The organism is Dactylosporangium roseum (genome assembly GCF_025264685.1).
Classification (GTDB): Bacteria; Actinomycetota; Actinomycetes; order Mycobacteriales; family Micromonosporaceae; genus Dactylosporangium; species Dactylosporangium roseum.
The window spans coordinates 2,139,723-2,157,427 of record NZ_CP073721.1 but is presented as its reverse complement, the minus strand read 5'-3'; the positions used below and the strand labels follow the sequence as shown (position 1 = coordinate 2,157,427).

Annotated in this window: 16 protein-coding genes and 7 tRNA genes; 7 read left to right on the top strand and 16 right to left on the bottom strand. The window is 70.3% G+C overall.

Annotation, left to right across the window (positions count from 1 at the left end; genetic code table 11):
* Positions 1-73: 73 nt before the first annotated feature.
* Complete coding sequence (locus Drose_RS10805; RefSeq protein ID WP_260728027.1) at positions 74-1,630, bottom strand: HNH endonuclease signature motif containing protein; 1,557 nt, start codon at positions 1,628-1,630, stop codon at positions 74-76.
* Between the two features lie 109 nt (positions 1,631-1,739).
* Between Drose_RS10805 and Drose_RS10800 the strand changes: the two genes are divergently transcribed.
* Positions 1,740-3,008 (top strand): ISL3 family transposase, encoded by a 1,269-nt coding sequence (locus Drose_RS10800; RefSeq protein WP_260723251.1) that lies wholly within the window; start codon positions 1,740-1,742, stop codon positions 3,006-3,008.
* A gap of 37 nt (positions 3,009-3,045) precedes the next feature.
* On the opposite strand, the gene Drose_RS10795 is transcribed toward Drose_RS10800, so the two are convergent.
* The 11 genes from Drose_RS10795 to Drose_RS38735 all read right to left on the bottom strand — a co-directional run bounded on the left by Drose_RS10795 (position 3,046) and on the right by Drose_RS38735 (position 6,744).
* Positions 3,046-3,131, bottom strand: a tRNA-Ser gene (locus Drose_RS10795).
* Positions 3,132-3,158: 27 nt separating this feature from the next.
* Positions 3,159-3,232: transfer RNA gene (locus Drose_RS10790), tRNA-Arg, on the bottom strand.
* Between the two features lie 5 nt (positions 3,233-3,237).
* Positions 3,238-3,322: transfer RNA gene (locus tag Drose_RS10785), tRNA-Ser, on the bottom strand.
* A 34-nt stretch (positions 3,323-3,356) separates the two neighbouring features.
* Positions 3,357-3,430 (bottom strand) — tRNA-Leu (locus Drose_RS10780).
* Positions 3,431-3,440: 10 nt separating this feature from the next.
* Positions 3,441-3,513: transfer RNA gene (locus tag Drose_RS10775), tRNA-Ala, on the bottom strand.
* A 78-nt stretch (positions 3,514-3,591) separates the two neighbouring features.
* Entirely contained in the window at positions 3,592-4,035 is a 444-nt protein-coding gene (locus tag Drose_RS10770) for an HNH endonuclease (protein ID WP_260728026.1), read from the bottom strand.
* Positions 4,036-4,105: 70 nt separating this feature from the next.
* Positions 4,106-4,178, bottom strand: a tRNA-Leu gene (locus Drose_RS10765).
* Positions 4,179-4,277: 99 nt separating this feature from the next.
* A tRNA-Trp gene (locus Drose_RS10760) sits at positions 4,278-4,350 on the bottom strand.
* Between the two features lie 335 nt (positions 4,351-4,685).
* A complete protein-coding gene (locus tag Drose_RS10755; protein ID WP_260728025.1) occupies positions 4,686-5,315 on the bottom strand; it encodes a hypothetical protein in 630 nt (209 codons plus the stop codon).
* Positions 5,316-5,412: 97 nt separating this feature from the next.
* Positions 5,413-5,829, bottom strand: a complete 417-nt coding sequence (locus tag Drose_RS10750; RefSeq protein ID WP_260728024.1) for a response regulator — start codon at positions 5,827-5,829, stop codon at positions 5,413-5,415.
* 258 nt (positions 5,830-6,087) lie between these two features.
* Complete coding sequence (locus Drose_RS38735) at positions 6,088-6,744, bottom strand: hypothetical protein (protein ID WP_313900013.1); 657 nt, start codon at positions 6,742-6,744, stop codon at positions 6,088-6,090.
* Positions 6,745-7,446: 702 nt separating this feature from the next.
* Here Drose_RS38735 and Drose_RS10740 point away from each other — a divergent pair.
* Positions 7,447-8,412: a sodium:calcium antiporter gene (locus Drose_RS10740; RefSeq protein ID WP_260728023.1), complete on the top strand. Its 966-nt coding sequence runs from the start codon at positions 7,447-7,449 to the stop codon at positions 8,410-8,412.
* Between the two features lie 35 nt (positions 8,413-8,447).
* Positions 8,448-8,864 carry an STAS domain-containing protein gene (locus tag Drose_RS10735; protein WP_260728022.1) on the top strand — a complete coding sequence of 139 codons (417 nt, stop codon included), beginning with the start codon at positions 8,448-8,450 and terminating at the stop codon, positions 8,862-8,864.
* Positions 8,865-9,356: 492 nt separating this feature from the next.
* On the opposite strand, the gene Drose_RS10730 is transcribed toward Drose_RS10735, so the two are convergent.
* From Drose_RS10730 to Drose_RS10720, 3 genes are all read right to left on the bottom strand, one after another.
* Complete coding sequence (locus tag Drose_RS10730; RefSeq protein ID WP_260728021.1) at positions 9,357-10,022, bottom strand: hypothetical protein; 666 nt, start codon at positions 10,020-10,022, stop codon at positions 9,357-9,359.
* A 122-nt stretch (positions 10,023-10,144) separates the two neighbouring features.
* Positions 10,145-11,428 carry a citrate synthase gene (locus Drose_RS10725; RefSeq protein WP_260728020.1) on the bottom strand — a complete coding sequence of 428 codons (1,284 nt, stop codon included), beginning with the start codon at positions 11,426-11,428 and terminating at the stop codon, positions 10,145-10,147.
* A gap of 832 nt (positions 11,429-12,260) precedes the next feature.
* Positions 12,261-12,515 (bottom strand): hypothetical protein, encoded by a 255-nt coding sequence (locus tag Drose_RS10720; protein ID WP_260728019.1) that lies wholly within the window; start codon positions 12,513-12,515, stop codon positions 12,261-12,263.
* A 10-nt stretch (positions 12,516-12,525) separates the two neighbouring features.
* Between Drose_RS10720 and Drose_RS10715 the strand changes: the two genes are divergently transcribed.
* Together Drose_RS10715 and Drose_RS10710 are read left to right on the top strand one after the other, a co-directional pair.
* On the top strand, positions 12,526-12,861 hold the full coding sequence (locus tag Drose_RS10715) for a hypothetical protein (protein WP_260728018.1): 336 nt from the start codon (positions 12,526-12,528) through the stop codon (positions 12,859-12,861).
* A 77-nt stretch (positions 12,862-12,938) separates the two neighbouring features.
* Entirely contained in the window at positions 12,939-13,649 is a 711-nt protein-coding gene (locus Drose_RS10710; RefSeq protein WP_260728017.1) for a class F sortase, read from the top strand.
* Here the strand turns inward: Drose_RS10710 and Drose_RS10705 are convergent.
* Complete coding sequence (locus Drose_RS10705; protein WP_260728016.1) at positions 13,615-15,042, bottom strand: hypothetical protein; 1,428 nt, start codon at positions 15,040-15,042, stop codon at positions 13,615-13,617. The genes Drose_RS10710 and Drose_RS10705 overlap by 35 nt on opposite strands.
* A gap of 453 nt (positions 15,043-15,495) precedes the next feature.
* On the opposite strand from Drose_RS10705, the gene ung reads away from it, so the two are divergent.
* Positions 15,496-16,170: a uracil-DNA glycosylase gene (gene ung, locus Drose_RS10700; RefSeq protein WP_343870980.1), complete on the top strand. Its 675-nt coding sequence runs from the start codon at positions 15,496-15,498 to the stop codon at positions 16,168-16,170.
* Positions 16,171-16,190: 20 nt separating this feature from the next.
* Positions 16,191-17,387: a MacS family sensor histidine kinase gene (gene macS, locus Drose_RS10695; RefSeq protein WP_260728015.1), complete on the top strand. Its 1,197-nt coding sequence runs from the start codon at positions 16,191-16,193 to the stop codon at positions 17,385-17,387.
* The last annotated feature ends 318 nt before the right edge of the window (positions 17,388-17,705 follow it).

Here is a 17,705-nt window from a genome sequence, read left to right as displayed (position 1 = left end):
ATGAGGCGCGCCCTCCGCCGCTGGTGGGTCACGGCGAGCGTACGCCGTGGAACACCTGCGCGGCGGACGGCGCCTACTCCTGCCCGTGGTACGCGTTGCGCCGTGGGCGCTGGGCCCAGTCGACGTACACGGGTGGGATGAACTCGGGGAGGTTGTCCTGCGGGTTGATGCGCACCTCCCAGGCGCCCTCGTGAACCAGGCGATGGTGGGCGTGGCAGAGCAGGACCGCGTTGTGCAGGCTCGTCGGACCGCCGTCGAGCCAGGATCGCACGTGGTGGCCGTCGCACCAGCGGGGCGGGCGGTCGCAACCGGGAAACGCGCACCCGCCGTCGCGGAGCACCAGCGCACGCCGCAGCGGGCCGGTGAACAGCCGCTGGCCGCGGCCGACGTCGAGCGGCTGGGCGGCGCCGCCGAGGACCACCGGGACGACCTTGGCGTCGCAGGCCCACCTGCGGGCGGCCGCAGCGGTCAGCGTGCCGCCGTCTTCGAGATCGGCGGTGCCGTGCTGCTGTTGCAGCGTCTGGAGCGCAACGGTGACGACGAGCTGCGGGCGATCGCCACCGTTGTCGGGAAGGTCACGGCAGGCCAGGGCGATGCGGAAGATCTCGACAATCGCGTCGGCGCGGAGCTGTCCCGCCGTCCGCGGCGGTTGCGTGCCTGCCGATGGTTTCGCGGCGCGGGGTGAGCAGAGGGCGTCGAGGCCGGCGCGGAGGATGGCGGCGGCCTCGCGGTCGAGCTGGCCGGAGACCCGGACGAGGGCCGTGCCGGGCACGTCGACCAGCCGGAAGTCTCGCATCTTATGGGCCCGCTCCGCCAGGCGTTGCTCCCGCTCGTGCTCGCGGCGCTCAGCCTCCGCCGGGTCGAGGTCGTCGAGCAACCGAGCGCCGGCCGCGGTCAGAGCCTTTGGATCGGCCGGAAGACGAGCGGCGCCGAGCGCGGCGTTCGCCGCACCGCCGCGGGCACCGCTGCCGGGGCCAATGCCACTGCTCGTGCCGCTGCCAGCACCACCGCCCGTGTCGCTGCCAGCACCACTACCAGCACCGCCGCCGGTGTCTGTGCCTGCGCCGGTGTCCTCCGAGCCGGTGGCGCCCGAGGCCGCAGCACCAGCGGAGCCGGAGCCAGAACCAGAACCACAGCCGGAGTCTGTTTCGGATGAGGAGCCGCTGGCTTCGGCCACCGGAGCCGGGTCGGGCTTCGCGTTGTGGGATGCCTGCCTCGCTTGGATCAGGAGGCGGTGTTCGCCCTCGTCGCGGAGGCCCGGCGGGAGTTGCATGACCGCCTCGGCGATCGCCCAGGCCTGCTCGACATTGATCACCGCGTCGGCCAGCGCGGCCGCCGTCGCGGTCAGGTCGGAGTCCAGGGCCGCGGCGAGGCGGACCAGGCGGGACGCGGTGGCCGCGCTCACCTGGTATCGATGGTGGAACCACGCGGCCGTCGACGTGCCGCCGAGGAGCCTGCCGAGGCCACGGCCGTCGATCTCGCGCAGGACGGTCAGCTTGGCGGCGGCGCAGCGCTGCTCGGCGTCGTGAAGTGTGTCGAGAGCCGAAAGCAGTTGGTCACCGGGCCACGACCACACACCTGCGGCCGGACCCGTGCCCAGCAACCCGTCGACCAAATCTGCCACATCCATGCCGTCATGTTAGAACACACGTGCCAATTAGTGGGTTTCTGTGGGTGGGGATAGGGGGCTGTAACGGACAAAATGGCGGCGCGCATGGGATGCCGGTTCGTTCACCAGGTTGCTGAAGACCGTTGTGAGCGAAGGGATCCACGTGCGCGCCGCTGCTGTGATCAACCGTCTGCTGGGCTTCGAGGGAACGGTTGTGGACGACGTGTGTTTCACGGATACCGCGATGGTGGTGCAGGTCCGGCTTCGCTCGCAGGTGCTGGTCTGCCCGTGCGGGCGGACCAGCCGGGCCCGGTACGACCGTTCCCGCAGGAAGTGGCGTCATGTCGACTTCGGCCGGTACCGGGTGGTGATCGAAGCGGAGATCCGCCGGGTCGACTGCCGCGGCTGCGGGCAGGTCCGCAGCGAGTGGATGCCGTGGGCCCGGCCCGGCGCCCGGCATACCCGCGACTTCGAGGATATGGCCTGCTGGCTGGCGAAACGGATGTCCAAGAGCGCCGCGGCCGCGCTGCTGGGCACCACCTGGCAGACCGTCGACCACCTCGTAGCCAGGCTCGTCGATACCCACCTGGACAGCGAGCGTCTCGACGCGATCTACCGCATCGGCGTCGACGAGATCGCCTACCGCCGGGGCCGCAAGTTCCTCACCGTGGTCGCCGACCACGACACCGGCCGGGTGGTGTTCGTCGGCGAGGGCCGCAGGCAGGACGTCTTCGGCAGATTCCTGGAGTCTCTCGGCGAGGACGGCCGAGCCCGGATCGAGGCGGTCAGCATGGACATGACCGCGATCTACCGCGGCGCCGCCACCACCCACGTGCCGCACGCGGCGATCTGCCTCGACCCGTTCCACGTGATCAAATGGGCCGGCGAAGCGCTTGACCTGGCCTACCAGACCTGCCGTGAACAGGGCGTAAAGATCGCCGTGGCTGGACTGACACCCGCCCAAACCTGGCAGAAGGCCCGCGGCGCCCTGCGCCAGCCCGCCGGGCAACACGACCCCACCCGCACCGCGATCATCGAACAGCTCCGCCGCAAACACCCCCGCATCCACCACGCCTGGCGCCTCAAAGAAGACCTCCGCCGCCTCTACCAGGTCCCCACCAGCGACGCAGCCGACCACCTACGACGCTGGATCAACCGGGCCAAACGCAGCGGTATCAACGCCTTCGTCACCCTCGCCCGGCGACTGCGCCGCCACCGCACCGGCATCCTCAACGCCATCCACCTCCAACTGTCGAACTCGCTCCTCGAGAGCATCAACGCCGGCATCCGCCTCATCCAACGCCGCTCCCACGGCTACGCCGACCTCGACAACCTCATCGAAATGATCCACCTCTGCCACGGCGGCATCACCACATCACTACCCACAGAAACCCATTAATTGGCACACACGTACGACAATTTTTCCGGATCTTGAGCGGGGAGGGTGGGAGTCGAACCCACACGGGCGTCAACCCAACGCCGTTTTCGAGACGGGTGCCGGCACCAATCGGCTGGCCTCCCCCAACTACAACACACAGCCATGACAGAGCACCCTTGGAAGGACTCGAACCTCCGACCTCCTCGTTCGTAGCGAGGCGCTCTACTCCACTGAGCTACAAGGGCATGCGCGGAAAGTGAGGGGATCGAACCCCCGCGGGGTCTCCCCCGTCGACGGCTTAGCAAGCCGCAGCCTTACCTCTCGGCCAACTCTCCAGGTTGGGCAACACACGAAGACCTCGACACCTCGTACCCGGAAGAGGATTCGAACCTCCACTGTCCTGACCCTGAATCAGGTGCCTCCTGCCGTTGGGCTATCCGGGCATGTACCGCGTGGACCCGACCGGACTCGAACCGGTCACCTCCGCTTTGCAAGAGCGGCGCTCTTCCTGATGAGCTACGAGCCCGAGACACTGCGGCCACCTGGGTGCGACCGCCTGGAACGCCGGCCCCGGCGGGCGGTAGCAGGACCCGCCGGGGCCGATCTAGCGCTGGGCGAGCGCGGCCCACGTCGGGACCGACGGCTTGACCCTCAGCACCATGCCCGCTTCGGCGGGGGTGCGGTCGCCCTTGCGCTGGTTGCAGGCCGAGCAGGCCGCAACGGTGTTCTTCCAGGTGTTCCGCCCACCCCGCGAACGGGGCAGGATGTGGTCGATGGTGGTGGCCTCCCGCCCGCAGTACCCGCAACGGCGGCCGTCACGGGCGTGCACACCGGCGCGCGACCATGCCGGCCCGGCACCGAAGCGCCACCGGGTCACGACGAAGGACACGAGCCGCACCACCCGCGGGAGCGGGTAGACCCCGATCAGCCGGTCCGGCTCCGCCTCGTGCACGACGGCCACCTCACGCAGGAGCATGCGGATGGCGTGGCGGAGAGTGACCCGGTGCAGGGGTCCGAGGTCGGCGTTGAGTACGAGAACCGCGGTCACCGGGCCTCCTCCCTTCACAGTTGCCAGCAAAACCGACGTACTACTCCAACTCTCACCAAACGATCTTGCGTGCCGTGGGCGGGATTCGAACCCGCACTGCACCCGGTTTGAACGGGCCACCTCTGCCGTTGGGCTACCCCGGCGCGACACTGCGGTCCCGCAGAAACAGCCCGCGGGAGTTGTACTGGATGAATTTGTCAACGAACAGCGTCAATGCCAATCCAGCGAAAGGCAGAACGATGCACGGGCGGCAGGAATTGAACCCGCAACCGCCGGATTTGGAGGCCGGTGCTCTACCTGTTGAGCTACACCCGCAAGGTGACACAAAAAAGCCGCCCGGAGCTCGCCCGGGCGGCTGGAGAGGCCGACGAACTAGCCTCGCCACCGACCCGAACGCTCCAGCAACCCGCTGACCAGTAGGTTGTCGCGCCGCGACCGCCAACTGCGGGACACGGCGGCCAGACCGAACGGCGCGCTCGCCGTCAGTCGTGACTCCATGTACCCGTTCATCGCCGGCCCCTTCTCTGGATTCTGTGTCGCTGGGTTATTCATCGCCGCGTTCGTTGCCCTGACGCATTCAAAGATACGACCTCGCCCGAGCCGAGGCAAGATATTTAGTCCGCACCGGGGCAGGGTTTGATGCGCGCGCCTCAGCCGCGGCTGCCGGCCGTCGTGTAGTGCGCCAGGTACAGGTCCATCTCGTGGGTGGACTCGTCGCCCTCGTTGACGCTGAACCACAGCGAGTTCTCCAGCCAGAAGCGGTGGATGAACTGCTCGAACCCGTTCGCTGAGCGGACCATGTTGGCGATCAGCGTGTCGGGGTCGACCTCCTCCAGCCCGACGATCTCGAGCAGCCAGGGCGAGGCGATCACAAACGGTTCGGCGCCGGGGCGCAGGTAGAGGTACCAGATCACGCAGTCCTGCTGATCGCGCAGGAACCGGACGAGCTGGGCCTCGGGCTCGACCGGGCTGGGCACCGGACGCGGCGCCAGATCGAAGTCGCAGCCGGTGCAGGACGGGATCGAGTCCATCAGCACCTGGCTGCCCATGAACCGCTTGAAGGCCGGCGGCAGCTCGACGTGCTGCTCGAGGGCGGCGACCTCCATGGTTCGCAGCGGGTCGTGCGGGGCGCCGGGGACGAGCCAGCCGAACGTACCGTCGAAGCGAGACTCGTCGACGACCGGCAGGCTCTCGGTGGGGTAGAGCTCGTACGTGCCCATGCTCATCCGGGCGCTGCCCAGGTCGGTGCCCCACCAGCCGTGCGGGAAGTCGATCGTCATGTGTCGCACGGTACGACGGCGGGTGGGGTTCTTCCGTCGCCTATCGGACCAAGACGAGCGCGTTTCAGGTCAAGATCTCACAACGGGAACAGCGACGTCAGGCGGGTGAGCCGGTCGCCTCCGTCGTCGGCGAGAGCGGCACGAGGCCGAGGTAGGTCAGCTTGGCCACGATCGCGTCGGCGGTGAACGGCTTGATCACGTACTCGTGTGCTCCCGCGGCGAGGGCACGCACGATCTGGCCGTGTTCGCTCTCGGTCGTCACCATCATGAGGGTCATCTGGCGGAGGTGCTTCTGCTTGCGTACGGCCACGACAAACTCAAGCCCGTTCATCTCCGGCATGTTCCAGTCGATGAGGGCCAGCCCCGGCTGCAGGTTGTCGTCCCAGATCTGGTCGAGCGCGTTTTTACCGTTCGTCGCCTCGCGCACCACGAACCCGAGGGGCAGCAGGATCCGTCTCAGGATGCCCCTCATGGCGCGCGAGTCGTCGATGACCATGGCGAGCTTGGTGTCCATGCAGGCTTCCCCCTCTCTCCGACCAGCCCCATCGGCCGGAGGGCGGCGATCCTGAGCAAGGCACGATCGGGAAGGCGTGAGCACAAAACGTGATCGGGACGGCCTGATCGGGAACGGCCTCCTGATCGGAACGGCGCGATCGGAGGAGCGGCGAGGGACGGACGAGCGGCGAGGGACGGACGGACTGCCGAGTCCGCCGAGGGCCGCATGGCCACCGGGGTCATCGGGTGCTCTGGGCCGGCCCTCAGCCGCGCACCGTCATCGTACGCTGCTGGTCCGCTTCAACTGGATTGTCATGACGTCGTTCGTCAGGCTCATCGCGACCGGGCCGCAGTTGATCCGCAGGGGCTGGGGCATGTGGGGACCCAGGCTGCCGCGGAAATCCTGCCTGCCGTTGCGGATGAACGTCTCGGTGCCGCTGGGGCGTGGGGAGGCGAAGAGCAGCATGCCGTTCTCGACGTTGAAGCTGTAGCTGATGAAGCCGCTGAAGACGTAGTCGAACTTGGACGTGCCGTTGGTGCCGGTCATGTGGATGCCGTCGCCGTAGTCGAAGACCGCGCGGCCGGTGTCGCTGTACCGCTGGTAGGTGCCGCTGCTGTGGAACGGGAACACGCCGGTGTTGCGGACGGTGACCTGCTCGTCGCGCTTCTCCTCCAGCCAGACCCCGAGCACGCAGGCGGCGAGCGAGTCGGCCGACGCGCTGGGCGTGGCGCCGGGGACGACCGAGGAGCCGGTGGACGCCGACGGTTCCGCACCTGGAACGTCCGCCGAGCCGGTGGCGGACGGGGATGCGGTGGCGGGCGGGGTGCGGCTCAGGGACGGTGCCGCGTTGACGGGTGTCGCCTCCCCGCCACCGGAGGCGGCGTAGACGATGACGGCACCGATGAGTACCAGACAGACGACACCGAAGATCAAGCCGGGAATCAGCAGCGGGTTTCGCCCGGTCGACGGCGGTGCCGCCGGTGGTGGGCCGTAGGCCGGCGGAGCCGGGAGCGCTCCCGTCGGCGGGGACTGCGCCGGCGCCACGGGAGGCGGCGCACCGGGCACCGGCACGGCCTGGGCCGGGGAATGGGGCTGAGCCGGGGGCTGGGGCTGAGCCGAGGGCTGGGGATGAAGGTGGGCCGGAGACTGGGGCTGGGCCTCGGACTGGGGCTGGAGGTGGGCCGTGGACTCGGGCTGAGCCGCAGACTGAGCCGGGGGGATGCCGAGGAACAAGCGGCACTGGACGCAGTTGCCAGTGGCGTCGATCCCGGTGGCGCCACAGCGTGGGCACCGCAACGGTGACCCCTCCCCTCCAGAGGTCCACGTGCCGCGCACGGGGCGTCCACATTGGAGGACGAGCGCCCAGCGGCCACGAGAAATGGTGAGACCGGCATCCACGGGGGAAGACGCCGGTCTCGAAGAAAACTGTAGAGCCCTCCAGCACATTCCGCCACCCGTGAACCCTGTCAATTCGCCGGGAGCGGTCCCAAGCATCTCGGGGGCGGGGCCTGGGCGGCGACGCCAGCCGGAGTGCGGAGCACGCCGGACGGTATGGTTTCGAGCCAGGCACACCCGGGACCACAAGCGCTGATCACGGGCGGAAGACGAGCGGCCGAAGGCGGACAGAGGAGGCGGATGTCGACCCTGGTGGTGATCGGGCTCGGCATCGTCGGTCTTGCCGTGCTGGCCGTCGGCGCGGACCAGCTCGTCGTGGGTGCCGGGCGGCTGGCCACGGTCCTGCGGGTGGCGCCGGTGATCGTCGGGGTCGTGGTGATCGGCTTGGGCACGAGCGCCCCCGAGTTCGTCGCGTCGGGCGTCGCCGCCGTGCGGGACAACGCGGGGCTGGCGCTGGGCAGCCTCGTCGGGTCGAACATTCTCAACGTGACGCTGATCCTCGGCGTCGTCGCCGTCGTCTCGCCGGTGGTGGTCCGTTCGTCGGTGCCGGTTCGCGAGGCGCCGCTGATGGTAGCCAGCGTGGCGGTCTTCGGGGCGTTCGCGCTCGTGGGCATGAAGTTCGTCGCGGGTGTACTGCTCGCGATCCTGACCGTCGGCGCGTTGGTGCTGTTGGTGCGCCTTTCGCGCGTACCGCCAAATGATCCGCTGCCGGACGACGTGGCGGCGTTCGTCGAGCCCTCCCCGCCGCCCGGCCGCTGGTGGGTGGAGGCCGTCCGGACCCTCGTCGGGCTCGCCGCGACGCTGGGTGGCGCGCAACTGCTGGTGGCCAACGCGAGCACCCTGGCGCACCGGTGGGGGGTGAGCGACACCGTCATCGGGTTCACACTGCTGGCGGGCGGCACGGCACTGCCGGAGCTGATGACCGCGGTGCAGGCGCAGCGGCGCGGCCAAGGTGACCTGATGGTCGGCAACCTGCTGGGCAGCAACCTGTTCAACAGCTTGATCGGCGGGGCGGTCGTCGGGCTGGCGGCCGGCGAGGACACGATCGCGCCGTTCGGGTTCGCCGCGGTGACCGCGATGGTGGGCGTCGGGGTGCTCGCGTGGCTGCTGCTCAAGCGCGGCAACCGCATCACCCGACCGGAGGCGGCGGTGCTGCTCTGCTCGTACGCGCTGATGCTCCCCCTGTTGATCTCCGCGAATCCGTGACGTTTCCGATCCGGCGCGCTGGGTACGCGGGTCGAATGGGCGACGCTATGGTCCGGACGCACCGCTCCGGGGAGGGTTCGGACAGCACGATCGTGGTGGAAGTTCTCGGGCCGCTGGAGGCGGCGACAGTGGGAGCGCTGCGTTCGGTGGTGCTCGAGACGGTGGAGGCGTACCGTCCCCACCTGCTCACGGTAGACCTGCGGCGGGTCCCGTTCATGGATTCGATCGGGATCGGCACGCTGGTCGCCGTCAACAACAAGGCCCGCGAGTTCGGCGGCCGCATGGAAGTGCGCAGTCCGTCACCATTTGTGCACCGGCTGTTGCAGGTGACCGGGCTGACGGAGCTGTTCGGGCTGCCCGACCTGCCCGAGGACGCCCCGGTGTCGGGCGCCGGGGCAATGGGCACCGGGGTGATGGGCACCGGGATGATGGGGCTACAGGAGCTGCGATAGCGGCCCACCAGCAGCGCGGACGATCAGGCCGCCGATGAACGCCACCCTCCGCGGAGGCGGCCCGGACCGTCGGCGTGCGCACGGGGCCTTCGGCGACTCCCGCCGGGCGCGGGTTTCGACAGCGGCCGTTGCGATGTGGTGTCCCATCGACGGACACGCAACACTCCGGAGCCGCGACCCAAGACCGGGGCCGCCACCACGGGGGAAGCGGCGGCCCCGGCCGTCCTTGGGATGCACGCAATGTACTCCCAACCGAAGCCACTGCACAGCCCCTCAACCGTACCGTCTTGGCGTCCGTGGGGATCTGTCCAATGTGGAGGTGCGGACTGCGCACGATCGAACAAATGGTGGCGTGCCAACAGAATCAGGACGACGGTCGGTGCACTCGTCGTGCACGAACGGATCCACCCGGCCGCTGAACGCACGAAGGAGCGGACGAAGGAGCGGACGAAGGAGCGGACGAAGGAGCGGACGAACGAGCGGGGCGAACCGCTACGCCGACGGCAGCAGCGCGGCGCGGCGGGCCACCTCGGCCGGCGTCAGCAGTTCGCCGTCCAGCACCACGGCCCAGAACGCGTCGAGCGGGATCCGCTCGAACAGCGGTGAGCCGAGTCCGGCGAACACGTTCTCCGGCACCAGTTTGAGCGACGTCGTGACGATGACCGTCGGGACGCCGCGGGCCAGGGCCAGCGTGCCCTTGATGTTGAGGACCCGGGTCGGGCTGATGGCGTCGGCGCCGGCCAGCCCGGTGACCGGCTGGAGACCCTCCGTGCCAGGGGTGTCCACCGTGCCGGTCGGCAGGCCGGCCGCGACGGCCTTGACGAGGGCGCTGCTCGGCGCGGTGCACACCCAGCCGCCGCGCGCCCGCAGCAGGCGCGTGGCCAGGCCGACGCTCAGCTCGACGTCACGGTCGAGCTGCTCCCGGATCGCCCGCAGCGCGGGGCCCGGGTCGTCGCTGTTCGCGGCGCGAGCGATGTGCCACATCGAGGCGTATCCGGGCAGGAGTCCGGGCAGCGGGGCCACCACGGCCCGCAAGGCGGGCGGGTCGTGCACGAACTCGGCGAGTCCGTCGAGCACCTGCCGGGCCACGCCGGTCGCCCCGGACGTCCGGTCCTGCACGGCCGCGGTGAGTAGCGGCGACAACGTTGGCGCGCTCATGTGGCTCCGAATGCTCCCTGTCGAAAACGGACAACGACCCCAACGGACTCATGTATGAGACAGCCGGGGTCGATCTCCGTCAAGTAGACAAACGAGCAAGAACCGGTTGGCGCTGCGGGTCTTTACCGACCGGCAATCGGGGCGTAATCCCGTTGCCCGTAACCGATGTAGACCTGCCGGGGACGGCCGATCTTGGTGTCCGGATCCTTGATCATCTCGCGCCACTGGGCGATCCAGCCGGGGAGCCGGCCGAGCGCGAAGAGCACGGTGAACATGGTGGTCGGGAAGCCCATCGCCTTGTAGATGAGGCCGGTGTAGAAGTCGACGTTGGGGTACAGCTTCCGGGAGACGAAGAAGTCGTCGGCCAGCGCGATCTCCTCGAGCTCCATCGCCAGGTCGAGCAGCGGGTCGGGCTTGGCCATGCGGCCGAGCACGTCCTGGGCGGCCTTCTTGACCAGGGCGGCGCGCGGGTCGTAGTTCTTGTAGACCCGGTGGCCGAAGCCCATGAGCCGGACGCCGTCCTCCTTGTTCTTGACCTTGCGGACGAAGGCGCTGACGTCGCCGCCGTCGGACTGGATGTGCTGGAGCATCTCCAGGACGGCCTGGTTGGCGCCGCCGTGCAGCGGACCGAAGAGCGCGTTGACGCCCGCGGAGACGGAGGCGAAGAGGTTGGCCTGGCTGGAGCCGACGAGGCGGACCGTCGAGGTGGAGCAGTTCTGCTCGTGGTCGGCGTGCAGCAGCAGGAGCATGTCGAGGACCTTGACCACGACCGGGTCGATCTCATACGGGGTGGCGGGCACGCCGAAGGTCATGCGCAGGAAGTTCTCGACGTAGCCGAGGGAGTTGTCCGGGTAGAGCATCGGCTGGCCGATGGCCTTCTTGTAGGCGTACGACGCGATGGTCGGCACCTTGGCCATGAGCCGGATCGTGGAGATCTCGACCTGCTCGTCGTCGAACGGGTTGAGGCTGTCCTGGTAGAAGGTCGACAGCGCGCTCACCGCGGACGAGAGCACCGCCATGGGGTGAGCGTCGCGGGGGAAGCCGTCGAAGAACCGGCGCAGCTCCTCGTGCAGGAGCGTGTGGTGCTGGATGCGGTCGGTGAACTCGGCGAGCTGCTGGCTGGTCGGCAGCTCACCGTGGATCAGCAGGTAGGACGTCTCGAGGAAGCTGGACCGCTCGGCGAGCTGCTCGATGGGATATCCGCGGTACCGCAGGATGCCCTGGTCACCGTCGATGTAGGTGATCGACGAAACGCAGGACGCGGTGTTGACGAAACCCGTGTCGAGCGTGACCTGCTCGGTCTCCTTGAGCAGCTTGCTGATCTCGAGCCCGGAAGGTCCTTCGGTCGCTTTGTGTACCGGAAGATCGAGCTCGCCATCCGGGTGGGTGATCTTGTACTCACTCATGCGCGTCGTTCCCGTCTCGTCCCGCAGTCCGGCTCTGGCCGCGGCCGTCATTGCCCACGACCGGCGCTTATGGCGCCGCCGGGCAGGATTTCAGATGAATGCGCCCCGCCGTGCGGCGGGGCGCGTCACTGCGATATTTCCTACTCGTAACGCGCCAAAGGCAGGGTCGTCAAGAACACCCGAGGCGCAGGGGCGTCCGGGTAGGCCTTGACGACGTCGTGGTCGAGGCCGAAAACTTCGGCCAAGCACCGCCCAAATTCATCGTCGCACTGCCGGAAGTGTCAGACCATCTTTTCCTGGGCCCACCTTGTCGCATCGCGGGAGCAGGTCGGTGCGAATGCGCACCAGGTCGTCGTCCTCCCTCGGCCCGGCAAGGGTCTACGGCCCGTAGTCGACGTGCGGATCGGCCGTCGCGGTCGGCGCCGCCGTAACGACACCTGGACACGTCCTGGTCGGTGCTGACCAGCACGTCCTCACCGGGACGGCGATTCGGCGGCCGCGAGTGGCCGGGCCCCGATCCGGTAGCGCTGGGTGTCCGACCAGGAGAACGTGCGGCCGGCCAGGACACCGGTGCCGGACTCGATCCGCCCGCTCGTTCCCGGTGCGGAAATTGGTCACACTCGGGTTGAGCGGCATCGCGCCGACCGGACAATGCGGCCGGAACCGGTCCCGGGGCCGGCTCCTGACGAAAGGTGATCGGGTCCGGCCCGACCCCGCTCGCGATCGAAGTGGTGGTCCGCCAGCATTGATCTTGTCGGCGACTCGCCACCCGTCATCGTGTCACCCGGAGTACGACGAGCGGGCATGATCGCCCGGGGCGGGTGTTCAGCAGTCACCCGGGAGTCCCGGCCAATGGACCCATGCGACGAATCCTCAGTGGCGTCGCGCTCGGTGGCGTGACCGCGCTCCTCGTGCTGCCCGGCGTGGCGGCGGCTGAGCCGTCCGACTCACCGAGTGCGTCGGCGAGCGTTTCGCCGAATGCGACCGAAACGAGCTCGCCGGGAAGCACCTCTTCAGGAAGCACCTCGTCAGGAAGCCCGGTCGGTTCGGTCAGCCCGGAGACGGTCCAGCCGGGTGGAAGGGTCACATTCAGCATCGTGTGCGCCGTCGGGGTCCGTTCCGCCGACGTCGCCGGGGCCGTCCTGGGGCTGCCGGCGCGCCTCCCGATGCAGGCCGGTTCGACCAGCGGGGTCTTCTCCCTGTCCGTGGACATCCCGCAGTCCACGAGCCCGGGCACGTTCCTGGTGAGCCTCGACTGCGCCGACGGCACGTCCTCGGTCGTCCAGCTCGTCGTCTCGCCCTCGGGCGGGGTGCCGGCGGGTGGCGGTGCCACCACGCGGGGCGCGAACGCCGCGCTGATGGCCACCGGAGGCAGCCTCCTCGTGATCGGCGCCGCCGGGGCGCTGCTCCTGCGCCGGGGCCGCCCGTCGTGACCCGGAGCGACGACCGGAGCCGCGGGACCAGCGACACCGGCGGGGCCGGTCGGTGACCTGAGCCGGTGAGCTGATCCGTGCCCGAGTACCGGAGCCGGCACGCTCTGCGCTCCCATCGATCACCGGCGCGCTTCCTCGTGCGCCGGGACGGCACCTGGCGTGCCGCCACGGCCATGATCCTGATCGCCGTCGTGGTCAGCGGCGTGTCGCTCATCGGCGCGTCGTTCACCGGCGGATCCGGCCCGCCGCCGTTCATCGCCGCTGACGGTGGCTCCTCCGCAGGCATCGGCGCCGCGACGGCGCGGGGCGGGGCCGGCCTGTCCGCGTCGCCGCCGGCGCGGCTGGCCATCGGGACGATCGAGGTGGACGCGCCGGTGCAGGCCGTCGACGTGGACCGCGACGGCATGCTGGAGGCACCGTCCCTGCAGAGCCCGAAGAACGTGGGATGGTACCGGCGGGGGCCGACGCCCGGCGAGATCGGCAACTCGGTGCTGGTGGGTCACGTCGATACGGCGGCCAGCGGCCCGGCCGTCTTCTACGACCTGGGCCGGCTCAAGCCCGGCGACCTGGTGACGGTGGCCCGGGAGGACGGCTCCACGGTGGTGTTCCGGGTCGACTCGGTGCGGATGTTCGCGAAGGCGGACTTCCCCGCCGACCTGGTGTACGGGCCGGCGGACCACGCGCAGCTACGGCTGGTGACGTGCGGCGGCGCGTTCGACCGGCGGCGCGGCGTCTACCTGGCCAACACCGTGGTCACCGCGACCCTGACGTCGTGGCGTCAGCGCTGAACGGGGTCAGCGTGACGGCGTGGATCCGGTCCGGCGCGACCCGCCGCTCGATCAGCATGTTGCGCATGACGCCGACCGCGAGGGGTGTGCCGCTGAGGTACACATCGTGCGAGGTCCACTCGCCGAAGTCGACGACCACCTGCGGGAAGGAGCCGCTGAGGTACGGGTGGGCGGGGCCCCTCGCGACGACCGGGTGCACCGTCGCGTGGGCGCAGCGGGCGGCATGCTCGCGCAGGGCCTCCAGGTCGTAGAGGTCGTCGCGGGTCGAGACGCCCCAGAAGATGTGCACGACGCGATCGTCGCCCCGATCGGCGAGCTCCGACAGCAGCGCCTTGATCGGGGTGACGTGGACGTCCTCGGCGACGACGAGCACCGCGCCCGCCGAGCCGTCCTCGATCACGAAGTCGCCCTCGGCCCGGTGCAGCCGCACGGGATCGCCGACGTGCGTCTCCCGGACGAGGGAACCGGTCGCCTCGTCGCCCGGCACGGCCTGGACGTGGATCTCGATGTGGTTGTCCCCGGCGGGCGGCTCGCCGATCCAGCAGGCCCGCCAGGCGCCGGGCACCCGGTGGCACTCGATGATCGCGCGCTGGCCGGCACGGAACGGGTACGGCAGGTCGGTGGCGACGGTCAGCACGGCGACGTCGTCGCGGCGGCGGTCGTGGGCGAGGACGGTGCCGGTCCAGAACGGGGCCTCCCCGTGCGTCAACTGGGTGCCCTGACGCAGCCAGTCGACCGCGAACCGCCAGCCGTCGCGCCAGGCGTCGGCGTCCTCGTCGGACCAGGCCGCCGTGCCCGCCGCACCGTCGGTCTCGCCGACTGTCGCACCGTCTGTCTCACTGCCCTCGCCGGCACCGTCGGCACCGGCCCCCGCGGCGCCGACCGTCTCCCGGACCGCGTCCAGCAGCGCCTGGCCGAACAGGTCGAACTGCCGGCCGTGCGGGCCGGTCAGCGCCTCGATCGCCGGTCCGATCTGAGCCAGGGCCGGGACGACCGCGTTCGGCTGGTCGAAGTGCTCCAGCATCCAGGCGAACCCGCGCTCGGCCGCCTCCGGGTCGTGCGCGAACGCGCTGTGCAGGACGGTGCGCTGCTCGGCCGGCACGTCGGCGAGCCGCCGCACGACACGCCGGATCGCGCTCGGGCCGCCCCGCCCCAGTGACTGCCGCAGCCGCGACTGGAGCTGGGGCAGATAGCCCTGATCACCCTGTTTCGGGCCGTCGACCGGGCCGTCCTGTGTCAGACTGTCCGTCGGACGATCTTGTCGACGCCGCCGCCGGCGCTGGTCGGCGGGTGTCTGCCGGTCCTGGCCGCCCTGCTCCAACTGTGCCTGCCGCCAGGCCCACAGCACCGTCAGCGGTTCGCCGCCGCCTCCCACCGGTCCAACCTGCGTCACCCGTCCAGTCTCCCGGGTTCGTCGGACCGATGTGGTCGGATTCATCCAGAACTGCGCGCCTCAGCCAGTACGACCTCTGCCACATGCCAGCGGGAAACTCGAACCAGCCGATCTTTCCGGCGGCGCTCGCTCGCGTCGGCGGACCTCGCCCCGTCCGCGCACGGCGCCGGCGGTGTACTGGACGGCGTTCGTGACGACCTCGCCGGCAGCAGCCAGCAGCGCCATGTCGTCGGCGCCCGCGGCGAGCGCCCGCTCCACCACCGCTTCCCGCTCGCCTCGCGGTGGCGGGCCGCTCGTTGGTGTGTAGACGACGTCCCGGCCGGGCATCCGGACGGGCGGGAAGCCGTCGAACCCGCGTCCAGGGCAGCGCGGAGCAGCACTTCGATGTCGTCCGCCGCGCTTCGCACGTTGCCCGGGCGGAATTTGTCGTACCTGTTTCGTAGAGTGCCGGGCATGTCGTTGGATCTGCTGGAGCTCCTCCCCGCCGCATGGCGGGACGTGATGAAGCCGCATCTCGACCTCGAGGTGGTGCGTCGGCTGGAGACGTTCGTGGCCGCCGAATACGAGGCCGGTCCGGTCTACCCGCCGCTGCCGGACCTGTTCACCGCGTTCCGGCTGTGCTCGCCGGAGCAGGCACGGGTGCTCATCCTGGGCCAGGACCCGTATTTCAAGGCGGGCCAGGCGCACGGCCTGAGCTTCTCGGTCCGCCCCGGCGTGCCGGTCCCGCCGTCGCTGCGCAACGTCTACAAGGAGCTGCGCGACGACCTGGGCGTGACCCCGCCGTCCAACGGCGACCTGACCCCGTGGGCCGCCGACGGTGTCCTGCTGCTCAACGCGGTCCTCACCGTCCGCGCCGGCAAGGCCGCCTCCCACGCCAACCAGGGCTGGGAGCACTTCACCGACGCGGCGATCCGCGCGCTCAACGCGTTCGAGCGGCGGGTCGTGTTCGTGCTGTGGGGCGGCTACGCCCGCAAGAAGGCGGTGCTCGTCACCAACCCGCGGCACAGGGTCATCGAGGCCGGGCACCCCAGCCCGATGAACCCGGCCGGTTTCCTCGGCTCGCGGCCCTTCAGCAAGGTCAACGCCGCGCTCGAAGAGGCCGGCCTGCCGCCGGTGCGCTGGGTCTGACCGTGGCCCGCGGGGGGCCGGTGTCCGGCCTGGAGGGTCCGCTGTGGCGGGCGCTCGCCGTCTTCCGCATCGCCGCGTTGGGATATGCGGCGGTGCTGATGGTGAACAACTTCCGGGAGTACCACTGGCCTCCGGGCGGCTGGGTGATCATCGGCGGGATGGCCGCCTGGACGGCGGTGAGCACGCTCGCGTACGCACAGCCGGAGCGCCGCGGCTGGCCCCTGCTCACCGCCGACCTGGCGGTCACCGCCGCCTGCCTGCTGGCGACACGCTGGATCGTCGATCCGGAAGGGCTCGGCGTGGGCGCGCCGACGCTGCCGATGGCCTGGGTCGCCAGCCCGGTCGTGGCGTGGGCGATCTCCGGCGGCCGGCGGCGCGGCGCGATCGCCGCGGTCCTCATGAGCGGCGCCGACGCGGTGGTGCGCGACGGGTTCAGCCAGTCCACGGCCAACGGCCCGGTGCTGATGCTCCTGGCGGGCATCGGCGTCGGGCACATCGCCCGGCTGGCGATCGACGCCGAGGCACGCCTGCAGCGGGCGGTCGAGCTGGAGGCGGCGACCCGGGAGCGGGAGCGGCTCGCCCGAGGGATCCACGACTCGGTCCTCCAGGTCCTGGCCCTGGTGCAACGGCGCGGCGCCGAGCTCGGCGGCGAGGCGGCCGAGCTGGGACGTCTGGCCGGCGAGCAGGAGGCGACCCTGCGGGCACTGGTGACGTCGAGCGCTCCCCCGGCGGCGGTGGCCGTTGCCGGGGCCGTCCGGTCGCAGGCTCCGGGGACGGGCAACGGCCCGGGCAGACACCCGGACAGAGACCCGGACAGCCGCCGGGTCGACGGCCGCGTTGATCTCCGGGGTCTGCTCGACGGGCACGCGGCGTCGGGCGTGACGATCGCGGCGCCGGCGACGCCGGTGCTCCTGCCGGCCGCGGTGGCGGCGGAGGTCGCGGCGGCGGTGGGTGCCGCGGTCGACAACGTGCGCCACCACGCCGGGCCGGGTGCGAAGACGTGGCTCCTGCTGGAGGAGCTCCCGGACGGCGTCACGGTCTCCATCCGCGACAACGGCGCGGGCATCCCGGACGGCCGGCTGGCCGAGGCCGAACGGGCCGGCCGGCTCGGCGTGGCCCAGTCGATCCGCGGCCGGGTCCGAGACCTGGGCGGCACGGTGACGGTCACCTCGGTCCCGGGCTCGGGCACGGAAGTCGAACTGCACGTCCCCCGCTGACCGCCGGCCGGGCTGGAGTTTCATGATCGTGGAGCGAATGTGTTTCTCTGGACGCACCGGCCCCGGGTCGACCTCGCCGTCGTCAAACGCTCCACGATCAGGCAAGGCCGCGAAGTTCAGCTCGACTCCATGATCATGGGAAAGATCTGGCTGCCCCGATAGCCACATCTTTCCCATGATCTGTGAAGTCGCCCGGCCCGGAACGCGCCGTCCCGGGGCCAGCATGGAGTCGCCCGGCCCGGAACGCGCTGTCCCGGGGCCAGCGGCGATCATGAGCGACAGACACCCGCCCGCACGACTGTGCGTCACCATCCGTAG

Excerpts from the sequence above, each read along its gene's own strand:
- Drose_RS10805 (WP_260728027.1), bottom strand. The coding sequence starts at position 1,630 with ATGGATGTGGCAGATTTGGTCGACGGGTTGCTGGGCACGGGTCCGGCC.
- Drose_RS10755 (WP_260728025.1), bottom strand. The coding sequence starts at position 5,315 with ATGACGATCGACTTCCCGCACGGCTGGTGGGGCACCGACCTGGGCAGC.
- Drose_RS10750 (WP_260728024.1), bottom strand. The coding sequence starts at position 5,829 with ATGGACACCAAGCTCGCCATGGTCATCGACGACTCGCGCGCCATGAGG.
- Drose_RS10740 (WP_260728023.1), top strand. The coding sequence starts at position 7,447 with ATGTCGACCCTGGTGGTGATCGGGCTCGGCATCGTCGGTCTTGCCGTG.
- Drose_RS10735 (WP_260728022.1), top strand. The coding sequence starts at position 8,448 with ATGGGCGACGCTATGGTCCGGACGCACCGCTCCGGGGAGGGTTCGGAC.
- Drose_RS10730 (WP_260728021.1), bottom strand. The coding sequence starts at position 10,022 with ATGAGCGCGCCAACGTTGTCGCCGCTACTCACCGCGGCCGTGCAGGAC.
- Drose_RS10725 (WP_260728020.1), bottom strand. The coding sequence starts at position 11,428 with ATGAGTGAGTACAAGATCACCCACCCGGATGGCGAGCTCGATCTTCCG.
- ung (WP_343870980.1), top strand. The coding sequence starts at position 15,496 with ATGTCGTTGGATCTGCTGGAGCTCCTCCCCGCCGCATGGCGGGACGTG.